Source organism: Streptomyces sp. NBC_00203, from assembly GCF_045206325.1.
In the GTDB taxonomy this organism is placed as follows: Bacteria; Actinomycetota; Actinomycetes; order Streptomycetales; family Streptomycetaceae; genus Streptomyces; species Streptomyces lutosisoli.
This window is the reverse complement of sequence record NZ_CP108126.1, coordinates 8,261,587-8,287,617: the sequence shown is the minus strand read 5'-3', so window position 1 is coordinate 8,287,617 and position 26,031 is coordinate 8,261,587. Positions and strand designations below refer to the sequence as shown.

21 protein-coding genes and 1 pseudogene are annotated in these 26,031 nt (G+C 70.9%); 7 read left to right on the top strand and 15 right to left on the bottom strand.

Annotated elements, in window-relative coordinates; all coding sequences use genetic code 11:
• Window positions 1-37: 37 nt before the first annotated feature.
• Entirely contained in the window at window positions 38-649 is a 612-nt protein-coding gene (locus tag OG975_RS36855; RefSeq protein ID WP_406333749.1) for a TIGR03086 family metal-binding protein, read from the bottom strand.
• A gap of 52 nt (window positions 650-701) precedes the next feature.
• Complete coding sequence (locus OG975_RS36850) at window positions 702-1,733, bottom strand: ketopantoate reductase family protein (RefSeq protein ID WP_406333747.1); 1,032 nt, start codon at window positions 1,731-1,733, stop codon at window positions 702-704.
• A 138-nt stretch (window positions 1,734-1,871) separates the two neighbouring features.
• Between OG975_RS36850 and OG975_RS36845 the strand changes: the two genes are divergently transcribed.
• Together OG975_RS36845 and OG975_RS36840 are read left to right on the top strand one after the other, a co-directional pair.
• Complete coding sequence (locus tag OG975_RS36845; protein WP_406333745.1) at window positions 1,872-2,312, top strand: hypothetical protein; 441 nt, start codon at window positions 1,872-1,874, stop codon at window positions 2,310-2,312.
• Window positions 2,313-2,346: 34 nt separating this feature from the next.
• A complete protein-coding gene (locus OG975_RS36840; protein ID WP_406333743.1) occupies window positions 2,347-3,246 on the top strand; it encodes a transglutaminase-like domain-containing protein in 900 nt (299 codons plus the stop codon).
• Here OG975_RS36840 and OG975_RS36835 read toward each other — a convergent pair.
• On the bottom strand, window positions 3,182-3,556 hold the full coding sequence (locus tag OG975_RS36835; RefSeq protein WP_406333741.1) for a DUF4440 domain-containing protein: 375 nt from the start codon (window positions 3,554-3,556) through the stop codon (window positions 3,182-3,184). The two genes, OG975_RS36840 and OG975_RS36835, sit on opposite strands and share 65 nt — an antisense overlap.
• Window positions 3,549-4,097, bottom strand: a complete 549-nt coding sequence (locus tag OG975_RS36830; protein ID WP_406333740.1) for a DUF1697 domain-containing protein — start codon at window positions 4,095-4,097, stop codon at window positions 3,549-3,551. Before OG975_RS36830 ends, OG975_RS36835 begins: the two co-directional genes overlap by 8 nt.
• Before the next feature lie 397 nt (window positions 4,098-4,494).
• Here OG975_RS36830 and OG975_RS36825 point away from each other — a divergent pair, with 397 nt between their 5' ends.
• Window positions 4,495-6,738 carry an MMPL family transporter gene (locus OG975_RS36825; protein ID WP_406333738.1) on the top strand — a complete coding sequence of 748 codons (2,244 nt, stop codon included), beginning with the start codon at window positions 4,495-4,497 and terminating at the stop codon, window positions 6,736-6,738.
• Between the two features lie 67 nt (window positions 6,739-6,805).
• On the opposite strand, the gene OG975_RS36820 is transcribed toward OG975_RS36825, so the two are convergent.
• Together OG975_RS36820 and OG975_RS36815 are read right to left on the bottom strand one after the other, a co-directional pair.
• Window positions 6,806-7,762: a CDP-alcohol phosphatidyltransferase family protein gene (locus OG975_RS36820; protein ID WP_406333736.1), complete on the bottom strand. Its 957-nt coding sequence runs from the start codon at window positions 7,760-7,762 to the stop codon at window positions 6,806-6,808.
• A 389-nt stretch (window positions 7,763-8,151) separates the two neighbouring features.
• Window positions 8,152-8,394: pseudogene (locus tag OG975_RS36815) on the bottom strand (ABC transporter permease subunit); the annotation flags it as partial.
• A 303-nt stretch (window positions 8,395-8,697) separates the two neighbouring features.
• Here OG975_RS36815 and OG975_RS36810 point away from each other — a divergent pair.
• The gene (locus tag OG975_RS36810; RefSeq protein WP_406333734.1) at window positions 8,698-9,561 is read left to right on the top strand and encodes a phosphotransferase enzyme family protein; all 864 of its coding nucleotides are present in this window, start codon (window positions 8,698-8,700) and stop codon (window positions 9,559-9,561) included.
• Window positions 9,562-9,672: 111 nt separating this feature from the next.
• Here OG975_RS36810 and OG975_RS36805 read toward each other — a convergent pair whose 3' ends face one another.
• The 4 genes from OG975_RS36805 to OG975_RS36790 form a co-directional block, all read right to left on the bottom strand.
• Complete coding sequence (locus OG975_RS36805; protein ID WP_406333732.1) at window positions 9,673-10,395, bottom strand: 3'-5' exonuclease; 723 nt, start codon at window positions 10,393-10,395, stop codon at window positions 9,673-9,675.
• Between the two features lie 105 nt (window positions 10,396-10,500).
• Window positions 10,501-11,739, bottom strand: coding sequence for an SAV2148 family HEPN domain-containing protein (locus tag OG975_RS36800; protein WP_330310327.1), 1,239 nt, complete (start codon window positions 11,737-11,739; stop codon window positions 10,501-10,503).
• Window positions 11,740-11,841: 102 nt separating this feature from the next.
• On the bottom strand, window positions 11,842-13,161 hold the full coding sequence (locus OG975_RS36795; protein ID WP_406333731.1) for a copper amine oxidase: 1,320 nt from the start codon (window positions 13,159-13,161) through the stop codon (window positions 11,842-11,844).
• 68 nt (window positions 13,162-13,229) lie between these two features.
• Window positions 13,230-14,039 (bottom strand): Tat pathway signal sequence domain protein, encoded by an 810-nt coding sequence (locus OG975_RS36790; RefSeq protein WP_406333730.1) that lies wholly within the window; start codon window positions 14,037-14,039, stop codon window positions 13,230-13,232.
• Between the two features lie 178 nt (window positions 14,040-14,217).
• On the opposite strand from OG975_RS36790, the gene glgX reads away from it, so the two are divergent.
• Window positions 14,218-16,326 (top strand): glycogen debranching protein GlgX, encoded by a 2,109-nt coding sequence (gene glgX / locus OG975_RS36785; protein WP_406333728.1) that lies wholly within the window; start codon window positions 14,218-14,220, stop codon window positions 16,324-16,326.
• On the opposite strand, the gene OG975_RS36780 is transcribed toward glgX, so the two are convergent.
• Window positions 16,323-17,915, bottom strand: a complete 1,593-nt coding sequence (locus OG975_RS36780; RefSeq protein ID WP_406333727.1) for an MFS transporter — start codon at window positions 17,913-17,915, stop codon at window positions 16,323-16,325. The genes glgX and OG975_RS36780 overlap by 4 nt on opposite strands.
• A gap of 81 nt (window positions 17,916-17,996) precedes the next feature.
• Here OG975_RS36780 and treY point away from each other — a divergent pair, with 81 nt between their 5' ends.
• The gene (treY, locus tag OG975_RS36775; RefSeq protein ID WP_406333726.1) at window positions 17,997-20,459 is read left to right on the top strand and encodes a malto-oligosyltrehalose synthase; all 2,463 of its coding nucleotides are present in this window, start codon (window positions 17,997-17,999) and stop codon (window positions 20,457-20,459) included.
• Here the strand turns inward: treY and OG975_RS36770 are convergent.
• A complete protein-coding gene (locus OG975_RS36770; protein WP_406333724.1) occupies window positions 20,419-21,516 on the bottom strand; it encodes a cytochrome P450 in 1,098 nt (365 codons plus the stop codon). The two genes, treY and OG975_RS36770, sit on opposite strands and share 41 nt — an antisense overlap.
• Window positions 21,517-22,138: 622 nt before the next feature.
• On the opposite strand from OG975_RS36770, the gene OG975_RS36765 reads away from it, so the two are divergent.
• A complete protein-coding gene (locus tag OG975_RS36765) occupies window positions 22,139-23,389 on the top strand; it encodes a M14 family zinc carboxypeptidase (RefSeq protein WP_406336628.1) in 1,251 nt (416 codons plus the stop codon).
• Window positions 23,390-23,410: 21 nt separating this feature from the next.
• Here the strand turns inward: OG975_RS36765 and OG975_RS36760 are convergent, their stop codons facing one another.
• The 3 genes from OG975_RS36760 to OG975_RS36750 form a co-directional block, all read right to left on the bottom strand.
• Window positions 23,411-23,821, bottom strand: coding sequence for a subtilase-type protease inhibitor (locus tag OG975_RS36760; RefSeq protein WP_406333723.1), 411 nt, complete (start codon window positions 23,819-23,821; stop codon window positions 23,411-23,413).
• Window positions 23,822-23,853: 32 nt separating this feature from the next.
• Window positions 23,854-25,179 carry a M14 family zinc carboxypeptidase gene (locus OG975_RS36755; RefSeq protein WP_406333722.1) on the bottom strand — a complete coding sequence of 442 codons (1,326 nt, stop codon included), beginning with the start codon at window positions 25,177-25,179 and terminating at the stop codon, window positions 23,854-23,856.
• 185 nt (window positions 25,180-25,364) lie between these two features.
• Window positions 25,365-25,916, bottom strand: a complete 552-nt coding sequence (locus tag OG975_RS36750) for an FHA domain-containing protein (protein ID WP_406333721.1) — start codon at window positions 25,914-25,916, stop codon at window positions 25,365-25,367.
• Between the last annotated feature and the right edge of the window lie 115 nt (window positions 25,917-26,031).

Below are 26,031 nucleotides of genomic sequence, written 5' to 3'. Positions count from 1 at the left end.
AATTCGACCCGGAATCACTGGTCCAATTCGACCGGAATCACTGGTCCGATTCGATCCGGGCCAAGCGCGGGTCCCGGCCGCTGTGGGCGAGGGCGCGCTCGAAGACGGGGGCGTCGTCGGGCACGTCCACCGGGTCGGCGAAGCCGTCGTACTGCCGGTAGAGCGCGCCATGCGTGTCCACCACGTCCAGGACGAGCCGGGCCGCGCCGTCCGAGATCCGGAACTCCTGGCCGGTGGCGGTGGCTACGTCCCAGCCGTGCACCGCCATCTCCTTGACGATCATCGGGGCGAGTTCGGCGGCGGGCATCTTCGCCATCCCCAGATCGACCTCGCCCTCCCACACGGCCGGGTCGTCCCAGGCGGCGACAGCGCGGTCGAGTTGGTCGGCGTAGGCCCGCGCCCAGCCGGGGTCGGCCGTGAAGTCCCGCCCGGTCAGCTCCTCGGAGAGCTGCTTGCGCAGCGCCCGGTGCTCCATGCCGTGCGAGGTGTAGAGGACCCAGTGGTTCACCAGGGTGCGGACGTCCCAGTCCGGGCAGTGCGTGGGACCGGGATCCGCCAGCCGCGCCGCCGTGACACCGCGGGCTACGCGGGCGGCCTCGGCGGCGCATTCCACCATGTACGGGTGCACGTTCTTGTACGCGTTGTTCATGCGTTCCACGCTAGGGACACCGGGCGCGGCCCTCTTGAAGAAACGCGACAGCCTACGAACCGGTCGATTCGGCGGCGGCCGCCACCGCCTCGTCGGCCAGCCGCACCAGCTCCGCCACCGTCATCGACCCCGCCTCCCTGCGCTCGCGCGCGAACGCGTTCGCGAGCCGCTGGAGCAGGTCGTTCAGCGGAGTCGGTACGCCGTGCAGGCGGCCCAGGAGCGCGATCTCGCCATTGAGGTAGTCGGCCTCGATCGTGCCGGTACCCCGGTTGAGGGACTGCCAGGAGGAGCCGGCGGTGCGCTCGGAGCCGTCGAAGGGCTCGAACCGGATCTTGCCGCCACGGGCCTTCTTCTGCTCCTCCTCACCGGCGTACGCGATGCCGGCGGCGTCCAGCACCGCCTCGCCCTCCGCGCGGACGCGCCCGAAGAGCGCGAGGCCCTCGTCGCTGGTGAGCACCCCGGTGACCGCCTCGATCGAGTTCGCGAGATTGCCGAGGAGTTTGGCGTACTGCCACCGGGCCACATCGGGCACGACCGGCGCCTCGAAGCGGGACTTCTCCAGGTCGGCGGCGATACGGCGGGCCGTCTCGTCCGTGCCGTGCGGATGGCGGCCGATGTGCAGGATCCCGGTGAGCGGGGTGCCGGCCGCCGACACGACGCCGGGTTCGACGAAGGTCGCGGGCAGCCAGACGCAGACGCCGTACACCCTGCGGAAGCGGCGCAGCGCGAGGCGCTGGCTCTCCACACCGTTCTGCGCGCACACCAGCGGCAGCCGCTCGGCCGCCGTACCGCCGCCCGCGACCGGGCTCGGCCCCCATGCCTCCAGAGCCGCCTCGCTGTCCTGCGTCTTCACGGCGAGCACCAGCACGTCGTCCGCGTCCAACTCCCCCAGCGCCCGCGGCCCGTCGACCGTGGGCAGCCGGCGCGTGTGCGTCCCCTCGGGGGTCAGGAACCGCAGCCCGTCCGCGCGCAGCGCCTCGTAGTGCGCGCCCCGCGCGACCAGGACCACTTCGTGCCCCGCCTCGGCCAGCCGGCCACCGATGGCGCCGCCGACCGCTCCTGCTCCGATGATGATGTAGCGCATACCCACGAGACTCGCACAGATGGCTGTAGCGGCCACTCACAATCCCGCAATCACTGCGCTCCCGTACGTCCCTGGCCCTCCACAACGGCACGTGCGACGCTGCCCGCCATACGCAAACTGACCTGGCTGTTCGGGGCGTTGTTCCTGGTGCTCACCGGGTTCGGTGCGTGCTCGGCGACGCTTCAGTGGCATCGGGCGGAGCTGATCGACGACGACCCGGTGCGGGTCACCGGGGTGGTCTCCCGGGTCATCGAGCCGACCACCAAGTACCGCAGGGAGCAGATCGCGTACACGGTGGACGGACACCGCCACACCACGGTGCGGAAGCTCGACACCGACCTCAGCCGTGCCGAGCCGGGGCAGAAGGTGTGCCTGGAGGCAGCCCGTACGCACCCCGAGGTCGTCCGGCTGTGCGAGGAGCACTACCCGCAGGGCGACGACATCTTTCCTGTCTACATCCTGGTGACGGTGTTCAGCACGGCGGGTGTGCTGTTCGTCGTCGGATACCGCGTCACCAGCGTACGACAGACAGGACGGGCACGACGGGCAGAAGAGTCCCCACTGGAAACGCCGGCTTGACCTTGCCCCTGGGGCAGACCCGAGGGTCCTCGGCATGGACTTCTACCTGACCCAGAGCGTGTTCAGTGATCCCGGTGACCTCGATGTCGGCGGGCTTCCCCGGGAACCCGGTCAACTCGCCCGTCTCGTACGGGATGTGATCATCCATCGGGGCGAGGGTGAACTCTTCGGGCACGCCATCCCCGAGCGGTGGCTGGCGGAGGACGCCGAGTCGCGGTACGTGACGGAAGTGCTGCGCAGCCTGCGGGAGCGATCCAACCGGCCGCTGACCGAACGGCGGGAGCCGGCCGAGCGGTTCGTCGGAACCTGCCGCGACTTCTCCCTGCTGCTGTGCTCGCTGCTGCGGGCGACGGGCACACCCGCCCGGCTGCGCTGCGGCTTCGCCACCTACTTCACCGAGGGCTTCCACGAGGACCACTGGGTCACCGAGTACCGACTGCCGGACGGCAGTTGGCGGCTCGTGGACGCGCAGATCGCGTATGGCCCGTACGACGTGTCCTTCGATCCGCTGGACGTCCCGAGGGACCATTTCGTCGTGGCCGGGCAGGCGTGGCGGGAGTGCCGGGCCGGGCGGGCCGACCCGGCGACCTTCGGGGTCAGCTGGCTGAAGCACATCAGGGGCCTGTGGTACGTCCGTGCCAGCGTCGGCCACGATCTGGCCGCCCTCAACGGCGTCGAGGTGCTCCCCTGGGACGGCTGGGGCCCCGAGATCCTCGACGACGCCGCCCTCACCGACGACGACATCGCCCTGACCGACGCGGTCGCCGGGGCCCGTACGGACGACGAGCTCCGACGCCTCTACCAGGACCCGCGCCTCACCGTGCCGGACGAGATCCGCTCGTACACGGCCGACGGCGGCGTACGAAACGTCACGCTGCGCCGGAGCCGTACAACGTCCCCTGGTGGAAGTACAGCTGCCACCCCTGTCCGGTGAGCCGCCAAAGTGAACTCCGATGCGCCCGGCGGCCGTTGTCGTCGGTGTCGAAGGTGAGGTGAATGAGGTCGGGGGCGAGCCGTACGCCCTTCATGTGCGCGGTGGCGATGGGACGGCCCCCGGAGTCGTCGTCCGCGGCCAGGGAGGCGATGATCGAGGCGCGGTCCCAGATCCGCCCCGACGCGCCGATCTCGTGGAAGTCGGGGTGCAGCAGCGCACCGACCAGTTCGGGCGAGCGGCGGATCTCCGGGTCCAGCAGGCGCAGTTCGCCCTCGATGGCGGTTTCGACGGCGGCCTCGCGCTCAGGCACGGGTCAGTTCCTCCAGTTTGACGACGGTGTTCCAGTTGCGGCTGGTGGCGACGATGCCCTTGAGAAGCTTGGGCTTCGACAGGTTCTCGGCCAGTTTGGACCGGCCGAGGCCTTCGGGGGCGTACAGGTACAGAACGCGGTCGCCGAGGCGGAACTCCTCGGGGAGGAAGGCCGCCTGGTCGATCGAGGCGAAGCGCTCTGCGTCGACGGGGCCCGAGAAGTACGTGGCGTGCAGCTGTTTGGCCTCCAGTTCGGCGGCCGGGAACGGGCACGCCTCGCGTACGGCCTTCAGATAGGCGTGGTCGCGCACCAGCACGGCGACGGTGAAACCGAAGTGCTTCTCGATGGCCTGCGCGAGCTCCGCGGCGAGCGAGTCCTCGTCGCCGCGGTCGCTGGTGAAGACGGCGTTGCCGCTTTGGAGATACGTGCCTACGCCGCCGTACCCGAGCCCCTCCATCAGGGTGCGCAGCTCGGCCATCGGCACCTTCTTGCTGCCGCCCACGTTGATCCCGCGCAACAGCGCCGCGTACGTCGTCGTCATCCGCACACCTTAGAGCGGCCTTCGTGCCCCGTGGGGGTGGGCACGAAGGCCGCCGCCCGCACCGGAAGTTACCGGCGGGTTGGCACGAAACCCTGGCCGATCGGTCCGCGCAGATCAACACCTACATGAAGCTGTGACTTAATCAACAACCTTTCGAAATAACAAAGCGGGCTCTGCCCGACAGAACGGACACCCCTGATCCACATCCCCGAGAAGTCCCGTTACGTGTAAGGGGCTTCCATCCTCCCCAGTGCGGAGACCCCGGGGTCCCAGCGGACGACTCACGGCCTCGGGGGTTCACCAGGCAGCACGACGAGAGCTTCTTATCCGGGCCATACCTTCATAACGAAAGGTGACGGCAGGGGGCTGTCACCGCACAAAAGGGGGCTAGCCCGTCATGGCGAACGGAGAAATACGGGTGCGGGGCATCGCCGCCCGGGCCGGCGGCTGGAGCGCCCGGCACCGATGGGCGGCCGTCGGAATCTGGGTGCTGTTCGTCGTCCTGGCCACGGGGCTCGGCTCGGCGGCGGGCCGCGTCGACCTCAAGGAGAACGACCAGCTCAAGGGCGAGACGCACACCGCCGCCCAGATCATCAAGGACGCCGACATCACGGAGCCGGCCAGTGAGACCGTCCTGATCCAGACGAAGGACGCGAACACCAAGGCCACGGACGCCGAGTTCCGGGACGCCGTCGCCGCCGTGGTCAAGGGGGTCGAGGGCACCGGCAAGGTCACGGACGTGACATCGCCGTACGACACGAAGACGATCTCGAAGGACGGCCGCAGCGCGCTCGTGCAGTTCGACCTGCGCGGCGACGCGGAGACCGCGGGCGACCGCGTCGAGCCGGTGCTGAACGCCGTCAAGGACGTCCAGAAGGACCACTCGGAGCTGCGGATCGAGGAGATCGGCGGCGCCAGCATGCAGAAGACCTTCTCCGACGCGTTCGGCGACGACTTCAAGAAGGCCGAGTACTCCGCGGTTCCGGTGGCCTTCGGCATTCTGCTGATCGCCTTCGGCGCGCTGGTGGCGGCGCTGCTCCCGGTGGCCCTCGCGATCACCGCGATCATGGCGACGATGGGTCTGATGGGCATCGTCAGCCATCTGCAGCCGATGAGCGACAGTGCCAACTCCGTGATGCTGCTGGTCGGTCTGGCCGTCGGTGTCGACTACTGCCTGTTCTATCTGCGCCGTGAGCGCGAGGAGCGCGAGGCCGGGCGGGACGCCGATGCCGCGCTGCGGATCGCCGCCGCGACCAGTGGCCGCGCGATCATCGTCTCCGGTGTCACCGTGTGCGTGGCGATGGCGGGCATGCTCTTCACCGGGCTCGCCGGGTTCGAGGCGATGGGCCTGGCCTCGCTGATGGTCGTGGCGGTCGCCATGGTCGGGTCGGTCACGGTGCTGCCGGCGCTGCTGTCCCTGCTGGGCGAGCGGGTCGAGAAGGGGCGCATTCCGTTCCTGCGGCGGCGTCGGCGCAAGGGCAACGGGGAGAGCCGGCTCTGGACGGCCGTACTGCGGGGCGTGCTGGCCAAGCCCGCGCTGTCCGTCGTCCTCGCGGCGGGCGCGCTGCTCGCGGTCGCGGCGCCCGCGGTCGGCATGAAGACGCAGAACCTCACGCTGGACCAGGAGTTCGGCAACTCGCTGCCGATCGTGGGCACGTACAACCGGGTCAACGCCTCCTTCCCCGGCGGTTCCGATCCGGCCGAGGTGGTCGTCACGGCGAAGGACATCAACGCGCCGGAGGTCCGGGACGCGCTGGCCGACTTCAAGGCCCGGGCCGTCAGTTCGGGTGCCTCGCGCGGCCCGGTGGAGATCAAGCTGCACGACGCGCAGAACGTCGCCTTCGTGTACGTGCCGCTGGTAGGCGGTTCCGACCAGGACAAGGCCGGAGCGAGCCTGGAGAAGCTGCGCGACGAGGTGCGGCCCGCCACGCTCGGCAAGGTCGACGGGGTCCAGGCGCCGATCACCGGACAGGTCGCGGGTTCGCACGACTTCAACGACCAGTTGATCGGGTCCGTCGTGCCGGTCTTCGCGTTCGTCGTGGTCTTCGCCTTCCTGCTGATGCTCCTGTCGTTCCGCTCGCTGACGGTCGCGATCACCTCGATCGCCCTCAACCTGCTGTCGGTGGGCGCCGCCTACGGCATCCTCGTCGCCGTCTTCCAGCACGGCTGGGGTGCCTCGCTGGTGGGCGCGGAGGGCGTGGGTGCCATCGTCACCTGGCTGCCGCTGTTCCTCTTCGTGATCCTCTTCGGGCTCTCGATGGACTACCACGTGTTCGTGGTCTCGCGGATCCGTGAGGCGCGGCTGCGGGGCCGCTCCACCAAGGAGGCGATCCGGCACGGAGTGGTCACCACGGCCGGTGTCGTCACCAGCGCCGCGATCATCATGGTCGCCGTCTTCGCGATCTTCGGCACGCTGTCCATGCAGTCCATGAAGCAGATGGGTGTGGGCCTGGCCGCCGCGGTACTCATCGACGCGACGATCATCCGGGGTGTGCTGCTGCCCGCCGTGATGGCGCTGCTCGGCGAGCGCAACTGGTATCTGCCGAAGTGGCTGAACCGGCTGCCGGACCTCACGCACGACGAGGCACCGGAGGCCGTGTCCCCGCCGCCGGCGGTGGAGGGCGAGAGGGTCGGTGTGTGACCGCTCGCTGAAGAACAGGTACGTGGCCGGGGCGGCTCGCCCCGGCCATGTCGCTGTCCGCAGGCGCTCAGGCCGCCTTGGTGACCGCCGTGTCGCGCTCGAAGGAGTCGATGGTGCGGGTGAAGTCGCGGGTCGACAGCAACAGCTTGTAGATGATGGCGAGTTCGAAGACGAGGAGCAGCGCGCCGGAGACGAGCGTCGCCTCGATCACCGAGTCGAGGAGAGGGCCGACGATGAACACGCCCATCTGGAACTCGATGCCGCTGATCAGGTGGGGGCGGATGCGATGACGCAGCAGGAAGGACCGTACGCGGAGATAGACGGGAAAGCGACGGCGGAACTCCTGCTGGAGATCGATGACCTGGGCCTGCGGCAGCCCCGCCGTGCCCTCGGAGGCCGCGGCGCGCAGGTCCTGGTCGATGTCCGCCTCGGGGTTGGTGCGCAGCAGGTCCTCCATGAAGGCGACGCCGTCGGCGTTCTCGGCACGCCGGGCCTCCCGCAGTCGGGCCTTGATCTGCTTGCGCATGGTGTGGCGGGTCTTGAAGATCTCGAGCGAGTTGAGATAGCGCAGGCTGTCGAGGAAGACGACCGCGGCGGCCAGCCAGATGTAACGGGTGTCGTCCGTGCGGTGGTACTGCCCGGCCATCAGCGCGACCGCACAGACCATCACCCGCACCCGGTCGAAGATGTAGTCCAGCCAGGCGCCGAACACCGAGCCCTGCCCGGTGAGCCGGGCGACCTTGCCGTCCATGCAGTCCAGCGTGAAGCTCAGGTGGTACACCAACGCCCCTGCGATCAGCCAGCGCCAGTCACCCATCGCGAAGAAGGCCGCGGAGACCAGCCCCAGCAGCAGCGCCGCCCAGGTGATCTGGTTCGGCGTGATCCTGGTCCGCCGTGCGACCAGTCGTACCAGCGGCGTCGCGATCGGGTCGACGAGCAGCACGGTCCACCACGCGTCGCGCTTCTTCTGCGTGATGCGGCGCACCTCGGCGAGGGGCGGGAGATCTCGGCGTATGGATGGCATGAGTCAACTTCCTGGCGTTCGGCTGGAATTAACCTCACGCTAGGAATCTTCTTACCAAACAAACAAGATCCTGCCCGTGCAACCTTCACGAGGGGGTATCGGTCCAACTCCTCGACCAAGTCCATGGCCTTTCCGAGCAGTTCCGGCGTTATCCGAGCGTTACCGAATGACCCGACCGTTATCCAAAGTGCGCCAGAGCTTCACCGCCCGCGTACAACCCTTGCGCGAGAGGAACCGCGGACTCGCTGACAGTCACGGTTCTCCGCCTCGAACGGTCATGCGTCCCTCAGCGCTGACAGCGGGTCAGCACCAGATCCCGTCCTTGACCAGCCGCTTTCTCAGCTCGGCCAGGCCGACGACGATCCATCGCGTCCGTATCGGCTCTTCACCGCCCCGGCCAGCGGCCCGAGTTCCGCGACGCCCTCGGCTCCGATGAAGTGCGTCAGGATGACCGGCAGCGTCGGTTTCTCTGGGGTCTTGAGCAGCACGAGCGCGAAGAAGAACTCGTTCCACGCGCTGATGAACGCGAACAGTGCCGTCGCCACGATGCCCGGCACGAGCAGCGGCGCCGTGATCGAGACCAGCGTCCGCACCCGGCCCACGCCGTCCACCGCGGCCGCCTCCTCCACCTCAAACCAGGCCCGTGGCCGACGAGACGGCGCTCCCCGCTCCGGTCGGGCGCCTGATTCACGGACCGCCTCGTCACGGTCGCCAATGTCATGGAATCGGCGCCTTTGGGCGGTTCGTGACGGTCTGACCGCCCGAGCGGCCCCGTCATGGTCGTGAAGGCGGTGTAAGCCATCACGGCACCGCGCATGCCGTCCGACCTGTGGGAATGCGAGACTGGCCAACGGATGGCGTGAACACGACGCCGTACGCGAGGACTGCGCGGGACCCGCACGAGTGCTGCGCGAGCGAGGACACGGAGGCGAAGGATGGACGAGGCACGGGCGCGGGACGTACTGGCCATGGCGGGTGTGCTGCCGGGGTCGGTACGGGACGCAACGCTCCTCGCCCTGGGCGAGAACGCGGTGTTCGCCGCCGGTGACCTGGTGGTCAAGGTGGGGCGCGACGCCGAACTCCTCGACCGTGCGCGGCGGGAACTGGACATCGCGGCCTGGCTCGCCGACGCGGGCGTCTCCGCGGTGCGCGCCGCCGAGGCCAAGGCGCTGCTGGTGGAGGGTCACCCGGTGACGGTGTGGCACCGGCTGCCCGACTCCGTACGCCCAGCGGAGCCGCGGGATTTGGCCGAACTGCTACGGGTGGTGCACGCACTGCCCTCCCCCTCGTTCGCCCTGCCGCCCCGCGAGCTGCTGGGCGGTGTGGAGCGCTGGCTGCGCCTGGCGGGCGACGCGATCGACCCCGCGGACGCGGCGTATCTGCGGGCCAGGCGCGACGGCTTCGCGGATGCCGCCGCCGCGCTCACCCCGCATCTGCCGCGGGGCCCGATCCACGGCGACGCGCTGCCCCGCAATGTCCATGTCGGCCCCGACGGCCCGGTCCTGGTCGACCTGGAGACCTTCTCCGCCGACCTGCGCGAGCACGACCTGGTGGTCATGGCCCTGTCCCGCGACCGCTACGGGCTCCCGGCCGAGGCGTACGAATCCTTCACCGAGGCATACGGCTGGGATGTCCGCGAGTGGGAGGGCTGCTCCGTGCTGCGGGAAGCGCGCGAGACCGCCAGCTGCGCCTGGGTCGCCCAGCACGCGCCGACCAATCCCAAGGCCCTCGCCGAGTTCGAACGCCGGGTGGCGTCGCTGCGGGACGAGGACGAGACGGTGCGCTGGTATTCCTTCTGACCGTGCGCCGGCCCCGTCGGCCCCCGTCGACCCTGCGCCGGTCCCTACCGGCCCTGCACCGACCCCTGTCGAGCCTGCGCCGGGCCCTGGTCTTCTGAACCGGAAGGCCGGTCAGACCTTCTCGTCCGCCAGGTCCCTCAGCGGCCAGGTCCCGTCCACCACCGCCTCCGCGTCCCCCTTGCGGCGCAGGAAGCTCTGGAAGTCGGCGGCCCACTCGGCGTACCACTCGATCTGGCGGCGGTGCAGCTCCGCCGGGCCGAGAGCCGCGACCTTCGGGTGGCGGCCGGCTATCGCGCAGGCGAGCCGGGCCGCGGCGAGCGCGTCGGCCGAGGCGTCGTGGGCGGACTCCAGCGCCACCCCGTACTCCGTGCAGACCGCTTCGAGGTTGCGCTTGCCCCGGCGATAGCGGTCCACGGAGCGGTCGATCGTGTAGGGGTCGATGACCGGGGCGGGGTCGATGCCGCCGAGCCGCTCGCGCAGCGACGGCAGTCCGTACCTCCGCAGTTCGGCGGAGAGCAGGGTCAGATCGAAGGCCGCGTTGTAGGCGACGACCGGAACGCCCGTCTTCCAGTACCCGACGAGGACCTCCGCGATCGCGTCGGCGACCTGGTCGGCGGGCCTGCCCTCGGCGGCCGCCCGCTCATTGGTGATCCCGTGCACGGCCACCGCGTCCACCGGAATCTCCACGCCCGGATCGGCCAGCCATTCGCGGTGCCCTATCGGCTCTCCGCCCCTGACCTCGATCACGGCACCCGTGACGATGCGCGCCTCGCGCGGATCGGTCCCGGTCGTCTCCAGGTCGAAGCCGATCAGCAGCTCCCGGTGCCAGCCCATGGGCGGCCCCCCTTCTTCGTGGTGCTTTCCCCCAGTGGTCTCCACGATCCCATGAGCCACTGACAATCCGAGGACCGCGTTCCGCTTCCGGAAGAGCCGGGGGGCTCAGGACACAGGACGCGAATCCGCCCAAGCCACCTCGAACTCCTCGCGATAGGTCGGGAAAAGTCCCTCTTCGTCCGTATCACCCGGTTTGACCACTCGGCCGCCGCCGCGCAGGACGAGCACCGGCGCCTCCATGCCGCGCGTGCGGCGCAGATACGACTGCACGACCGCGACACCGTCCGAGCCGTCGCCGTCCACGAGGTAGGCGGTGAAGCGGGGCGTCTCGTCGAAGACCTGGATCTCGAAGGCGCCCGGGTCACGCAGTTTGGACCGCACCCGGCGCATGTGCAGGATGTTCATCTCGACGGCGCGGCTCAACTCCCCGCGCTTGATGCCGAGTTCCCGCTCGCGCCGCTTGACCGCGCTGGAGGCGGGGTTCAGGAACAGCAGCCGTACCCGGCAGCCGGACTCGGCGAGGCGTACGAGCCGCCGTCCGGAGAAGTTCTGCACCAGCAGGTTCAGGCCGATACCGATGGCGTCGAGGCGGCGGGCGCCGCCGAAGAGGTCCTCGGCGGGGAACTGGCGCAGCAGCCGCACGCGGTCCGAGTGCACGCCGACGACGTCCGCGTACCGGTCGCCGACCAGGTCCTCCACGGCGTCGACGGGCAGCCGTCGCGCGGAGGGCACATCGCTGCCGGCGCCGAGTATCTCCAGGAGTTTCGCCGCGGCCCGCTCCGCCTGGCCCAGCACCGCCTCGGACAGGGCCCGGTTGCGGGAGACCACGTTCCGGGTGACTTCCAGCTCGTCCAGGGCGAGTTCGACGTCGCGGCGCTCGTCGAAGTAGGGCTCGAAGCACGGCCAGTGCTGCACCATCAGCTCGCGCAGCTGCGGCAGCGTGAGGAAGCTGAGCACGTTGTCGTCGGCGGGGTCGAGCAAGTACCCCTTGCGGCGGCTGACTTCGCGTACGGCGACCGCGCGCTGCACCCACTCCTGCCCGGCGGGCCCGGCGGCGGCGACCACCCACTCGTCGCCGTGGACGGGTTCGTAGATGGGACGGAGAACAGCGGCCACGACCGCGCGCAGCCGCTGTTCGACCAGGTTCAGCCAGATGTAGGCGCGCCCGGCTCGCTGAGCGCGCGTACGCACCTCGCGCCAGGCGTCGGCACCCCAGTCCAACTCCGGTCCAATGGATCCCATTTCCATCGGCCGCGCCAGGGACACCGCGCCGGGTGGGACATCTGTGGAGTTCCCCTCGTGACCCTCGTCACCAGGAGGCAACTCCAGCCCTCCCGAGCCCACCCGCGCACCGCCTTCCGCTCCCCCGAGCTCTCCCCTACTCAACGATCAAGGAAGGGTACTCCGGGAGCGGTGGGCGGTGCAGCCCGATGGACAGGTCGTTTCTCAACTACCGTTTTCCACATGCCCGTTCTGGTCCGCCAGCTCCGGCGGAGTGAGCGGATTCATAGCGGTGACGTCACGCGGGGCGATGGAGAAGCCCTGCCAGTGGACCGGCATGGGCTGCTGGTCCTCGTCGCGCGCGATGTGGTGGAAGCCCACGTTCACCCAGACCACGGGGTGCGTGAGCGTCTGCCCGCCGACCCACTTGTCGACCGACTTGCCGTGTCCGGCACCGCAGTTGCGCAGGTTGTCGCTGGCGAACTGCTCGCACTTGTTGTACTCGGTGAAGTAGATGTCGTGCTTGGTGAAGGCACGGCCGAGGTACTTGGTGGTCGCGCCCGGGACGATCTCGTACGAACGCGCGTGCTCGTCCTTGTTCTTGCCGGTGTTGCTGACGAGGCGCCACCACCGCGAGTTCTTCGCGTCGCCCGCGAGTTCCTTGGTGATCTTCGTGAGCGTGGTCTTCTTGCTCGGGGCCTCGGCGCCCTGCGCGGGAGGGCTGACCGCGGAGTCGTACTGCTCGACCTTGGCCTTGGAGGAGCCGTCGAGGCCGAAGTTGAGCCGCCAGAAGACGTTGTGGCTGTGGCTGGTGGCGTAGGCCTTGGCGCCCTTGCCTATGGGCCAGCCGCGGCCGTCGCCCGCGTCGTAGTCACCGGGCGAGAGGCTGCCGGTGGCGCCGACGTTCATGTTGAGGGTGCCGTCGTCCTGGAAGCGCCACTCGGTGATGTACTCGTACCAGCCGACCTTGTTGACCGTGTAGATCATCAGGTCCTTGCCCTGCTTCTGGAAGACCTTGTTCCCCGTGTCGGCCTGCATGCGGTAGGCGTGGCCGCGCGAACGGGTCGTGGTGCACAGGCCGTTGACGTTGGCGTGCTGCGGGTCCCAGGCATCGGGGACCTTGACGGTCTTGATGGTGCCGCCGGGGCACTCGCCAGGCGCCATGTCCATCAGGCCCTGGCCGAAGCCGGCGCCCGTGAGGTCGCTGTACTCGACCGAGCCGTCGTCGTAGGGGACGTCGATCTGGGCGAGCTTCGCGCTGGCGAGGACCTTGATCGGCTGGGCCTCGCCGGGGGGCTGGTAGGAGATGTTCTCCAGGACGAGCCCGGCCTCGCTCTCGTAGTGCCAGCACATCCGCCAGGTGGTGCCGGTGGAGAGCTTCTGCTCGATCTTGTACGCCGCGCTGCAGTCGGCGGCCGCCGCGGAGGCGGTCTTGGGCTGGGCGACGGCCGGTCCCGCGGCCGTCGTCGCCCCGGCGGCGAGGGCGAGCGCAGAGAGGCCCACCGCCGTCCGGCTGCGGGCACGGCTGTTTCTGTTGACGCGCATGAAGAAGTGACTCCTTGCGGAAAGCAGGAAAGGGTGGGAGGTCAGACGGAAGGTCGGCGAAGCGGCGCTCAGCCGAGCTTTCCGACCTTGCGGGCGCTCAGGTCGATCACCAGGTCACGGCTGTCGATCCAGGGCCCGTTCTTGACCTTCGGGAAGAGCCGTACGCAGCGGTGCTTGCCGCATGCGTCGAGAACGGCGGGCTGGGCGCCCGACGTCGCCCGGTAGACCATGCTGTTGAGCATCAGCTGGTCGGGCGAGGTCAGTTCCTTGCCGGTGGCGTCCTTGAAGTCCGCCTTCAGGCCCGCGCCGAGCGGGTCGGCGATCAGCAGCTTCGCGGCCTCGGTCATCTCGTCGCGGCTGATGGGCGGCTGGACGTCCCGCTGGGTGCCCGTCTGCTCGACCTTCCCGGTGTCGAGGTTGACGGTCTTGGTGACGAGCGTGTCGTTCTTGTAGTCGTAGAAGGACACGTCGGCACGCCTGGGCGCGTTCGGGTCGTCCAGTTCGTTCGTGTCGGGTTCGGCGAGATTGACGCTGACGCGCTGCGGACCGCGCTTGCCCTCGACGTTCTCACTGGCGCTGAACGACTGCTGGTTCCGCGCGATCTGTTCGACCCGCTTCATCTCGTCGTCGGTCAGCGGGTCACGGCCCTTGCCCTTCTGGCCCTCGGCCGGCGCCTGCTCGACGACACCCGGCTGCGCCGCGGCCTGCCCCTGCTGTCCGGCCTGCTGCGAGGTCCCGGTGCCGCCCTTGGTCCCGCCCGAGTCGTCGGCCCCCGCCGTGCCCGGCAGGGTGATTCCGACCATCACGGCCGTCCCGGCCACCGCGATGGCCGCACCTGCCACCACCTTGCCCAGATGGCGGTGCACTATCTTGCGCACATTTCCCCCTACTCCCCCTATGTCATCAGGAGTCGCTTGAGCCCCACTGGTTCGGCATACGGCGTATGCCTGGTCATCGGGTAAGAGGGACGTAAGTCATAGGAGGTTCCATCACTTTCGGGGAGACTCGGCTCGGAGTCGCCCCCAGGGGCACGGCACTACTGGAAGAGTCGTATCCATGCAGGTCTGGCCTGGAGAGGCATATCCACTCGGTGCCACGTACGACGGTGCCGGTACCAATTTCGCGGTCTTCTCGGAGGCCGCCGACCGTATCGAGCTGTGTCTGCTGCACGACGACGGCTCGGAGACGGCGGTGGAGTTGCGCGAGACCGACGCGTTCGTCCGGCACGCGTATCTGCCGGGGATCATGCCCGGACAGCGGTACGGCTTCCGGGTGCACGGGCGGTACGCGCCCGAGCGCGGGCAGCGCACCAACTCCGCGAAACTGCTCCTCGATCCGTACGCGCGCGCCATCAGCGGCTCGGTCAAATGGGGCGAGGAGGTCTACGGCTATCCCTTCGGAGCCCCCGACAAGCGCAATGACCTGGACTCGGCGCCGCACACCATGTCGGCGGTCGTGGTCAACCCGTACTTCGACTGGGGCGACGACCGGCGCCCGCGCACCGAGTACCACCACACGGTGATCTACGAGGCCCATGTGAAGGGCCTCACGATGCAGCATCCGGCGCTGCCCGACGAGCTGCGCGGCACCTACGCGGCGCTGGCACACCCGGCGATTATCGAACACCTGACGGAACTGGGCGTCACGGCACTGGAGCTGATGCCCGTACACCAGTTCGTGCACGACCACCGTCTGGTGGAGATGGACCTCAGCAACTATTGGGGCTACAACACGATCGGCTTCTTCGCCCCGCACAACGCGTACGCCTCCTGGGGCGACCGCGGGCAGCAGGTCCTGGAGTTCAAGTCGGCGGTCCGGGCACTGCACGAGGCCGGCATCGAGGTCATCCTGGACGTCGTCTACAACCACACGGCCGAGGGCAACCACCTGGGCCCGACGCTGTCCTTCAGGGGCCTCGACAACGCCTCGTACTACCGTCTCGCGGACGACCCGCGCTACTACATGGACACCACGGGGACCGGCAACTCCCTCCTGATGCGCTCCCCGCACGTGCTCCAGCTGATCATGGACTCGCTGCGCTACTGGGTCACCGAAATGCACGTCGACGGCTTCCGCTTCGATCTGGCCGCCACCCTCGCCCGCCAGTTCCACGAGGTGGACCGGCTGTCGTCCTTCTTCGACCTGGTGCAGCAGGACCCGGTGGTCTCCCAGGTGAAGCTGATCGCCGAGCCCTGGGACGTCGGCGAGGGCGGCTACCAGGTGGGCAATTTCCCACCGCTGTGGACCGAGTGGAACGGCAAGTACCGCGACACCGTACGGGACATGTGGCGGGGCGAGCCGCGCACGCTGGCGGAGTTCGCGTCCCGGCTGACCGGCTCCTCGGACCTCTACCAGGACGACGGCCGCCGCCCCCTGGCGTCCATCAACTTCGTGACCTGCCACGACGGCTTCACCCTGCACGACCTCGTCGCGTACAACAACAAACACAACCAGGCCAACGGCGAGGACAACCGCGACGGCGAGAGCCACAACCGGTCCTGGAACTGCGGCGACGAGGGCGACACCGACGACGAGACCGTACTGGCGCTGCGGGCGCGCCAGATGCGCAACTTCATCGCGACGCTGATGCTCTCGCAGGGCGTGCCGATGCTCAGCCACGGCGACGAGTTCGCGCGCACCCAGGGCGGCAACAACAACGCGTACTGCCAGGACAGCGAGCTGGCCTGGGTGCCGTGGCCGGAGGGCGACTGCGAGCTGCTGGACTTCACGCGCGCGATGGTGTGGCTGCGGCGCGACCATCCGGTCTTCCGACGGCGCCGCTTCTTCCACGGACGGCCGGTGCAGGGCACCCACGACGAGCTGTCCGACATCGCCTGGTTCACCCCGGAGGGCAAGGAGATGACCCAGCGCGACTGGGGCTCCGCGCAGGCGCGGGCGCTGTCCGTCTTCCTCAACGGCAACGCGATCTCCGAGCCGGGCCCGCGCGGGGAGCGCATCGCCGACGACTCCTTCCTCCTGATGTTCAACGCCTCACCGAAGCCGCTGGAGTTCCTGGTACCGGTCGACCACGGCCGGCAGTGGCAGGTCGTCGTCGACACGGCCCGCCCGGAGGGAGTGGCTCCGGGGACGGGCGCCAAGGTCGAGGCCGGCGACCGGCTGACGCTGATCGACCGGAGCATGACGGTGCTGCAGCGGCCTGCCTAGGGGGACGTGTTTTCTTGGGGCACGCGCGCGTGGGAATCGTCCTCCGTCTCCGTCTCCGGCTCCGGCTCGGTGTGCACGCGCGCGTGGAGGGTCTTTTCGGTTTCGGTGTACGTCGTCGGGCGCGCCGTCAGCGCGATGGCGCAGGCCAGCGCGGCGACCGCGCTCCCCACCGCGAACGCCGCGCCGGGGCCGTAGGCCTCCGCCAGGCGTCCGGTGACGGCCACGGCGAGGGCCTGGCCTCCGACGATCGCACTCGTCGCGAAGGCCATCGCCTCGGCCAGCCGCGTCGGCGGCACGGCACGCTCGGTGAGCCCGAACACGGTGATCAGGTGCGGGGCGTACGCGACACCGAGGACGGTGACGACGGCGTACAGACTCCACAGGCTGTCCGTCCAGAGCAGCGGCAGTGACAGGACGAGGGCCGCCGCGGTGGCCGCACGCCAGCGCGCTCGGAGCCCGACGCGTGCGGGCACGGCGGCCATCGAGAGCCCCGCGACGGCGCTCATGACCCCCATCGCGGCGTACACGAGCCCGGCCTGGTCCGCCGCTCCCAGCCGCTCGGTGAGCGCGGTGATTCCGGCCTGGCAGGCGCCGAACATGGCGCCTTGGAGCGCGAGGGCGGCGCGCAGGGCGTGGACGGAGCGCGGGATGCGGGGAGGGGCGGGGAGGGCGGCGCGGGGAAGGGCGCGGAGGGCGATGCGGGGGCGTGCGGCATGCACGTGCGCCCGCTTGCGAGCCGTGCGCGCGGGGCTCACGGCAGTGGCCGTGGGGTGCAACGCGAAGCCCGTTCCGCACACGGCCACCAGGAGCGCCGCGGCGCCCAGCGCGTACGCCGGGTGCGCGAGCACCGCCGCGAGCCCCACGAGCGCCGGGCCCAGCACGAAGGAGATCTCGTCCAGGGTGCTTTCGAAGGAGAGGGCGGTACTCACCGTGCGGTCGCCGGTGCCGGTACCGCGGGCCAGGGCGACCACGCGGGCACGGGCCAGCGGACCGATGAGCGGCACGCTCGCTCCGGCGAGGGCGCCGAGCAGGGCGAGGGGCGCCGGGGCCAGATGGGTGAGCGCGCCCGTCACCAGGGCGGCGATCGCGAGGGCGTTGGCGAAGGAGAAGACGAGGACGACGGTGCGCTGGCCATGCCGGTCCGCGAGGCGGCCCACGAGCGGCCCGCAGACGACCTGTCCGACGGCGAGCGCGCCACCGACCAGGCCCGCCGTGCCCAGCGAGCCACTCGTCCGCGCGACGAGCAGCACGCTGCCGAACTGGATCGTGGCGGTGGGCAGCCGTGCGAGGAAGGAGACGACGGGGAGTGCGGCGCCGGTGAGAGCGACGACGCGGCGGTAGGTGCCGAGGGTGCTGTGCGCACCGGGAGACGACGGGGCCGGGGGCGTGTTCGCGCCGCGACGCGCTCCGAGTGTTCCGTTCACGCCGTCGGTCGCGGCCGGCGTGTCGTCGGTGCCGAGGGGCGTATCGCCGACGCTGAGGGGCGCGTCGATTACGGTGTGCGCGTCTTCGTGCGCCTCCTGGGCGCTGTTCGCGCCGTGCGCGCCCCGATTGACACCCTGTCTGTCGCCCCGCCCCGCGCTCCCCATCGTTCGACGTTAGCCACGCGCGCGTGCCCGTATGCATGCGTCGATGACACGAAAGACGGTGGGGCGGGTACGTAGGTTCGCATGACACCTGAGCGTCCCGACCCGGTGATTCCGGACTCGGTGGTCCCCGGCCCGGTGGTTCCCGCCGTGCCGACCGCCACGTACCGGCTGCAGCTGCAGCCGGAGTTCCCCTTCGGGGCCGCCGAGGCGGCCGTGCCGTATCTGGCCTCGCTCGGCGTCTCGCATCTGCACCTGTCGCCCGTCCTGGAGGCCGTCCCGGGCTCCACGCACGGCTATGACGTGGTGGACCACGCGCGCGTGCGGGCCGAACTGGGCGGCGAGGAGGGGCTGCGCTCCCTGGCGCGCACCGCGCGGGAGCACGGCCTGGGCCTCGTCGTGGACATCGTGCCGAACCACATGGCCATGGCCCCGCGCCACAACCGACCCCTGTGGGAGGTGCTGCGCGAGGGCCCCGAGTCGCCCTACGCGCGATGGTTCGACATCGACTGGGACGCCCAGGGCGGCCGACTGCTGCTGCCGGTGCTCGGGGATCGGCTCGGCGCGGAAATCGACGACTTGAAGGTCGACGGCGACATACTGCGCTACTACGACCACGTGTTCCCGCTGCGCGAGGGCACCGCGAAGCTGCCGCTGCCGCAGCTCCTCGACGCGCAGTGGTACCGCCCGGCGTGGTGGCGGCTGGCCCGCACCGAGCTCAACTACCGCCGGTTCTTCAGCATCTCGGAGCTCATCGGAGTGCGCGTCGAGGACCCGGAGGTGTTCACGGCGACCCACGCGAAGATCCTGGAGCTGCTCGACGACGGCGTGGTCGAGGGGCTGCGCATCGACCACCCGGACGGTCTCGCGGACCCGGACGCCTATCTGCGCCGCCTGCACGAAGCGACCGGAGGCCGCTGGACGGTGGTCGAGAAGATCCTCGCGGACGGCGAGCCGCTGCCGGCCGCGTGGCCCGTCGCGGGCACCACCGGCTACGACGCGCTGCGGCACATCGACGGCCTGTTCACGGACCCGGCGGGCGCGGGCGAACTCCTCGGCCAGTACCGGCGGTTCGCGGCCCCGCAGGCCGACCGGGGCGGCCACTGGGGGTCGACGGTGCGCAGGGCGGCGTACAAGGTGGTCACGCACGAGCTGGCCACGGAGATCGACCGCCTCACGCGCGAGGTGAGCGAGCTGTGCGCCACGTCCGCTGACCCGGAGTCGCGCGATCACGCCCCATGGGCCCTGGGCACCGCGCTGCGGGAACTCCTCGTACGTCTTGAGGTGTACCGGCCCTACCCGTCCACCGACGCCTCCCTGGTGGTGACCGAGGAGGCCGCCGACGAGGCCCGGGCGGTCTTCACGGTGCCCGAGGAGGCGCACGCCGTGGATGTCGTACGGGACCTGGTGACCGGGAGGGCCGGTGACGGGCCCGGACACGCTGAGTTCCGGGCCCGGTTCGCGCAGACCTCGTCCGCGCTGCGGGCCAAGTCCGTGGAGGACACGGCGTTCTACCGCTATGTGCCCCTCCTGTCGGCGAACGAGGTGGGCGGCGCCCCGGGCGGTCCGGCCGTGTCCCCGGAGGACTTCCACGCCTACTGCGCGCGCGTGCAGCGCGACTGGCCCGCCACCGGGACCGTCCTGTCGACGCACGACACGAAACGCAGCGCCGACGTACGCGCGGCCCTCTCGGTGCTCACCCAGTGCCCCGAGCGATGGGCCGACGTCCTGGCGGAGGTGACGCGCGACGGCACGGGTGTGCCCGACCCGCAGCTGGCGTGGGCCGCGTGGCAGACGGTATTCGGACTCGGCCCGGCCTCCGAGGAGCGTGTCCAGGGAGCCCTGTTGAAGCACGTCAGGGAGGCTGGACTGCACACCGCGTGGACCGAGCGGAATCCCGCCTACGAGGACACGGTCACGGCGTTCGTCGCCGAAGGTCCGTGCGGGGCGCCTGGACGGCGCGTGACCGACTTCCGGGCCTTCCTGGCGCCTCATGTGCGGGCGAACGTCCTAGGGGCCGCTCTGGTCCATCTGACGATGCCCGGGGTGCCTGACGTCTACCAGGGCACGGAGGGCGAGTACCTCGCGCTGGTGGACCCGGACAACCGGCAGCCGTTCGCGCCTCAGGAGCCGCAGGAGTCACAGGAGACCCAGCAGCACCAGGAGCCGCGAGGGCACCCTTCGGAGAAGGCGGCGCTGACCACGGCCGCGTTGCGACTGCGCGGGCGGCGCCCGGCCGTCTTCGGCGATTCGGCGACGTACGCGCCGCTGTCGGCAATGGGCCTGGGTGCCACGCACTGTGTGGCATTCGTCCGCTCAGGAGAGGTGGTCACGGCCGTCACGCGGATGTCGCTGCGGCTGGCCGACGCCGGCGGCTGGCGCGACACCCGTCTCGTGCTCCCCGAGGGGCGCTGGATCGATGTGCTTTCCCCAGAGCGGGAGTTCACCGGGCACGCACGCGTGGAGGAGCTTTTCGAGCGGTTGCCCGTGGTGCTGCTGGAGCGGGTCAGCGCAGGCGCACCAGCAGGGTCCGGGGCGAGCGGCTGACCAGGCCCTCCGGAGCGGGCCGGAAACCAGGGGACCAGCGGAGGTCGGGCAGGGCGGTCAGCAGGGCGTGCAGACCGTGTTCCGCCGCGAGCCGGGCGAGCGGGGCGCCCGGGCAGAAGTGCCGTCCGCAGCCGTACGCGAGCTCTCCCGGGTCGGCGCGGAAGGCGTCGTAGCGGTCCGGGTCGGCGAACCGTGCCGGGTCACGGCCCGCGGCGCCCAGCAGACACGCCACGGTGGCGCCCTCGGGAATCGGACCCACCGGTTCGACGGCCTGGCGCGCCACGACGTGCAGTGGCGGATCGCGGCGCAGCGACTCGGCCCAGGCACCGGCCGTCAGCGCGGGACGGGCACGGATCACCCCCAACTGGCCCGGGTGGTCGAGCAGATTGGCGAGGAACGACGCCAGCGCCCGTGCGGTCGCCTCGCCGCCCGCGCCCAGCAGCGTCCCGGCCAGCCCCGCCACGGCCTCGTCGGACAGCGGGCGCCCGTCCGCCCGGGCCGTGCACAGCGCGGACAGCAGATCGGCGCCGGGGTGGGCGCGGCGGCGGGCGATGTACGGGCGCAGGAAGGCGTCGAGTTCGGGGTGGTGGCCGCCCAGGTGGTCGAGGCCCGTACGGCACCACGCCTGCACGCGCGCGGTGTCCTCGTAGGGCAGCCCGAGCGCGGCCACGACCGCCGCGGTGGGCAGCCAGTGGCAGAACTCGGCGACGAGATCGGCCTCCCGGCGGGCGGCGAGGCGGCGGGCGAGGACGTACGCCGTGCGTGCGACACCGGCGGTCAGGGCGGCCAGCGCGCGCCCGCGGAACGCCGGGGAGACGAGGGCGCGGTGCGCGCTGTGCGTGCCACCCTCCAGGTGGGTCAGGGTGCGCCCGGGAGGTGGAGCGACGAGCCGCGGGTCCGCGAGCGCGGCGCGCACATCGGCGTACCTGCTGACCAGCCAGGCACCGAACGGCTCGTCGTACACGAGCGGGTGGCGTTCGCGGAGGGTCCGGTACAGCGGGTACGGGTCACGCTCGGTTCCGGGCGCGAGCAGGCTCGGTGGCACCGACGGGCTCACGGGGCACGCGCTCGGGGGCTCGAACCGGCTCAGCGGCGTGAAGGGGGTCTCCGGGGGGAGCGGGCTCGGCGGCTCGGACGGGCTCCGTGTTCCGGTCCCTGGGGGTGCCGCCAGCAGCCGTACGGGCTGCGGTCCCGTCGGCGTGGCAGCGGGCGCGCCTTCGCCGGGAAGGCCGTGAGGACACAGCACCGCCGGCCTCCCACCTCGGATGTGCGCGCAGGACCCGCGCGCGGTTGTTCCCAGCCGACCACCGCGGCCTCCGGCCCGCAGTCCCCGTACACCCGAACGGGTGAAACGGGCGCCACTCCGTGGGACGCCACTCCGTAAGGCCCGTCTCCGTAGAGCCCCTCTCCGTAGAGCCCCTCTCCGTAGAGCCATGAAACGTGCGGACGGGCGCCCAGCTGCTCGACGCCGAGGTCCTGGACGACGCGCGCCGGTCGGCTGCGCGGCCCGTGGCGCATCCCCCGCGCAGCCGACGGAGGCTCCCCCCTCTGACGGTGCACACCCCCCTGCCAGCGGTAAATGCCACATGGCGCCCCCTGGAGCCGCCCCGTCATCTCCTTGACAGTTCACTCAGTCCGTGGAGTACTGCCAAAAGCGACGCAGGGCGGACAAGTCGGGGGTGAGTCTCCTGCCGGAGTTGCGCTACCCCAGTGTGACCGAAATCGTCTCGTCCGCCCGGGCGTTGGCGGCTCACCGACCCGGCCTGTGCGTCCTACGACAAGTGGGCGTCTCACGCGCGGGCAGACCCCTTCACCTGCTGTCCGTCGGCCACGCGCGGCGCGCGGTCCTCGTCGTGGCGGGCGCCCATGCGAACGAACCGACGGGCGGTTCGACCCTGCTGGCCCTGGCCGAACGTGCGCTGCACGAGCGGGAGTTGCGGGACGGGACCTCCTGGCATTTCCTGCTCTGCGCCGACCCCGACGGGGCGAGCCTCCATGTGACGCCGGCGCCGCGCACCCTGCTCGACTACCACCTGGGTTTCTTCCGTCCGGCCGGGCCCGAGCAGCCCGAGTGGTCGCCGTCCGTCCTGCCCCCCGACCGGCTGCCGCCGGAGACCCGCGCCCTGACCCGGGTCATCGACGAACTGCGGCCCTACCTCCAGGTGACGCTGCACGGAACCGATCTGGGCGGCAGCTGGGTGCAGCTGACCAAGGACATCCCGGGGCTCGCCGAGCCGTTCGCCAAGTCCGCAGCGGAGTTGCACATCCCGGTGGAGACGGCCGCGTCGGACGCCGCGGGCTGGCCCGCCTCCGGACCCGGGGTGCATGTCATGCCGGCGCCCGGCTCGGACACGGCGTACCCGAGCATGCCCGACGACGCGCGGCACAGCACCTGGTACCACGCCCACCGGTACGGCGGTCTGACCGCCGTCGTCGAGGTGCCGATGTGGGCCAGCGACCTGGTGGACGATCCGGCGCCGCACCCCGCCCCGACGGCGGCGATGCGGCGCCTGGCGCGCCGACTGCTGCGTGACGCGCTCCAGGTGGAGGCGGTGCTCGCGGAGGCGCTGCCGAGGCTGCCGGGCCCCGACGGGCCGCTCCTGCGGGCCGCCAAGTGGGCGCTGGCACTGGTGCCCGGCCTCGCCGACGACTGGGTCCAGACACCGCCTCCGGACACGACGATGGCGTACGTCGGCAGTGTCGACGCGTTCGGCCGCCGGCTCCCGCTGCGGGCCGCCGCGATGCTGCTGCGTGTCCTTCAGGAGGCCGACGACCGCGAGGCGGCGCGTCTCGAACGCCTCGTGGCCGTCTGGAGCGAGGCCTTCGCGGAACGGTTCCGCGCCCGCTGGGTGCCGCTGGAGCACCAGGTCGAGCACCAGGCCCGCACGGTGGTGGCGGCGGCCCGGCACGCGCGCGACAACGCGGCGTGAGGGCTGTCCCGAGCCTCAGCCCTACAGCGCGAACACCGCCCCCGTCTCGGCTCCCATCACGCAGGAGTTCGAGAACGTGTGGGTGTACTCGACACGGCGGCCGTCCCATACGCCCTGCGCCGAGGCGGTCACCGGGGCGTAGATCATGGGGCACAGGACGTCTGCCCTGGGTGGGATCCGGTCGATGTCGCCCCCGGCGGCACGGAATTCCTCGCAGGCCTCCTCCGCGTGCGCGTGTCCCTGGGGCGGGTCGCAGAGCAGCAGGGTGCCGCGGGTGTCGCTGGACCGGGCGTCGCCGTGGGTGACGGTGAGGTAGAGCCCGTTGCCGGGGATCGACTCCTGGGCCGCCGCGTGGGCCGGGGCCGCACCCGTCGTGAGGAGCGCGACCGAGGCCAGCAGACCGGCACGTAGCGCTCGAAGGGTCTTCGTCATTCCGGGTGCGTTCGTCGATCCGGGTGCGTTCGTCATTCCTGATGCATCGGCACCGCGGCCTCCGAACCCCACCCGGACTCACCCGAACGGGAGCGCATGGGCGCGTGCCGCCCGGCGAGCTCGAACGCGGCGAGCACCACGCGCGCCTGGTACTCGACCTGGCGGGCGACCGGGATCCAGCGCGCCCCGCAGCCGTCGCGGTAGTCGGCGCACCACTCGTCGATGAGCCGGTCGAGCTCCGGCAGCACGCCGTGCGGGTCGTGCCCGGAGCCGGTCACGAGCTGGTGCAGCAGCCCGGCCGTGCGCAGCGCGACCCGGCGTCCCGCGAGGCGCAGCGCCGTCAGGCGGGCCGTGTCGAGCGGGGGCAGGGGGCGCGCGTCGGCGTCGTATGTGTCGGGGTCCCAGGAGTCGGCGAGCCCGGGGCCGACCAGTAAATAGTCGTCGACGGGAGCGAGGAGGCAGGCCACGTCCGGGGAGGTGCCGAGGCCGGGCCGCACGCACGCGAGGATGCCCTCCAGGAGCCGTGTGTCGTGGCGCAGCGTACGGCTGACGGTGCGCAGCATCGCGTCGGCGTCGGCGGGCCGCGCGGGGTCCTCCACGGCCGCGACACCCCACATGGGGGCCTCGACGACGGCCGTCACCGTGCCGTAGGGGTGCGGGTGGAACCAGGTGGACTCGACCGCGGCCTCCGTGATGGCGGCGGCCAGGTCTCCCCTGAGGGGCGGCGGGATGCGGTAGACGGCGGGCCCGAGCATCGGCCAGTACAAGGTGTCGTACGGGCCGAGTTCGCGCGGGATGCCGAGGCGCGCGGCGGTGTGCGCGACGCGCTGGGCGAGCCCGGGCAGCTCGCGGGTCAGCTCGACGAAGGCACCACCGACGTCGACACCGTGCAGGGAGCACTGCAGGAAGGGCCGCAGTTCGTCCTGGAGGTCGAGGAGGGCGCGGGTCTCGGGCAGTACGGCGCCGTCCGCGCCCTCGGGCAGCCATTCGGGCTGTTCCAGGAAGCCGGGCCGGAAGAAGTGCCGGAAGTAGTGGCCGAGGGTGTACGGGCCCGACAGCCAGGCCTCGTTGCGGCGGGCGGCGTCGGGGTCGAGGCAGAGCAGCAGGTTCCAGGTGGCGTCCGCCCCCTCGGTCAACCGGGGGTCGGCGAGCGCCCGTTCGGCGAGGCGCAGGGCCGTGGCGCCGCCGACGGGTTCGTTGGCGTGCGGTCCGGCGACGACGAGGGTCTGGCGGCTGCCGTGTCCGACGGACAGGAGCAAAAGCGGCGTGCCCGCCCGTGAGGTGCCGACGCGGCGCAGCCGGGCGTCCCGCGGACGGCGGGCGACGAGCGCGGCCGCACGGGCTCCCAGTTCGTCCACAGTCGGGTAGCGGAGGAGTGGCGGCAGGGCACACCTCCACCTATGTGGTGCCGTCGGTTCACCTGATGTGCATGGTGTACGCACAGTCAGTCACGGCTCTTGGGGTACGTCAACACCACGGAACGTAAGGGATGTTGACGACGTCGGTGTGTGAAACCCAGGCCAAAGGTCGGTGGGACCGTGGCTCAGTCGGACGCGAGGCGGAACATCATCCGCCCGAAGCCGATCTGGTCGCCGTCCTTGACGACGGCGGCGCCGATGACACGCCGTCCGTTGACCGTGGTGCCATTGGTCGAGCCGAGGTCGCGCAGCATCCACCGTCCGCCCTGCCGGCTGAGCTCGGCGTGCACCCGGGACACCGTCTCGTGGTTGAGCCGCAGTCCGCTGGCGGGGTCGCGGCCGATGCGCAGGGGGTACGGGCTGCCCGGGTGGGGCAGCTGAAGCTTCGGGAGCCGCTCGGCCTGCCAGGCCCTGCGCAGCCGTACGGTGAAGCCGGAGACCGCCTCCACGGTGCCGAACACCAGCTTCGACCAGCGGCCCTCGGTGGGCAGGTCGGCGGTGAGCACGGCGAGTTCGTCCGGCCTGCGGGCGGCGAGCGCCAGTTCCATGCGGCGAATGAACGTGTCGTGCGAGAGGCGGCCGAGGGCGACGCCGTCACGGAGCGACTTGAGCGCCCGGTCGCGCTCCGCGTCGGACAGCCGCGCGGGGTACGTGTGGAACTCGAAAGACGACGTCACGCTCGTGATTGTCGGGCAGCGAGAGCGGGGTGTCCAGAAAACATGGAAACGGCCACTGCGGCCGATCGGACCGCCCCTACCGGCAAACGCGCGGCAAACACGCGGCAAAAGGGTG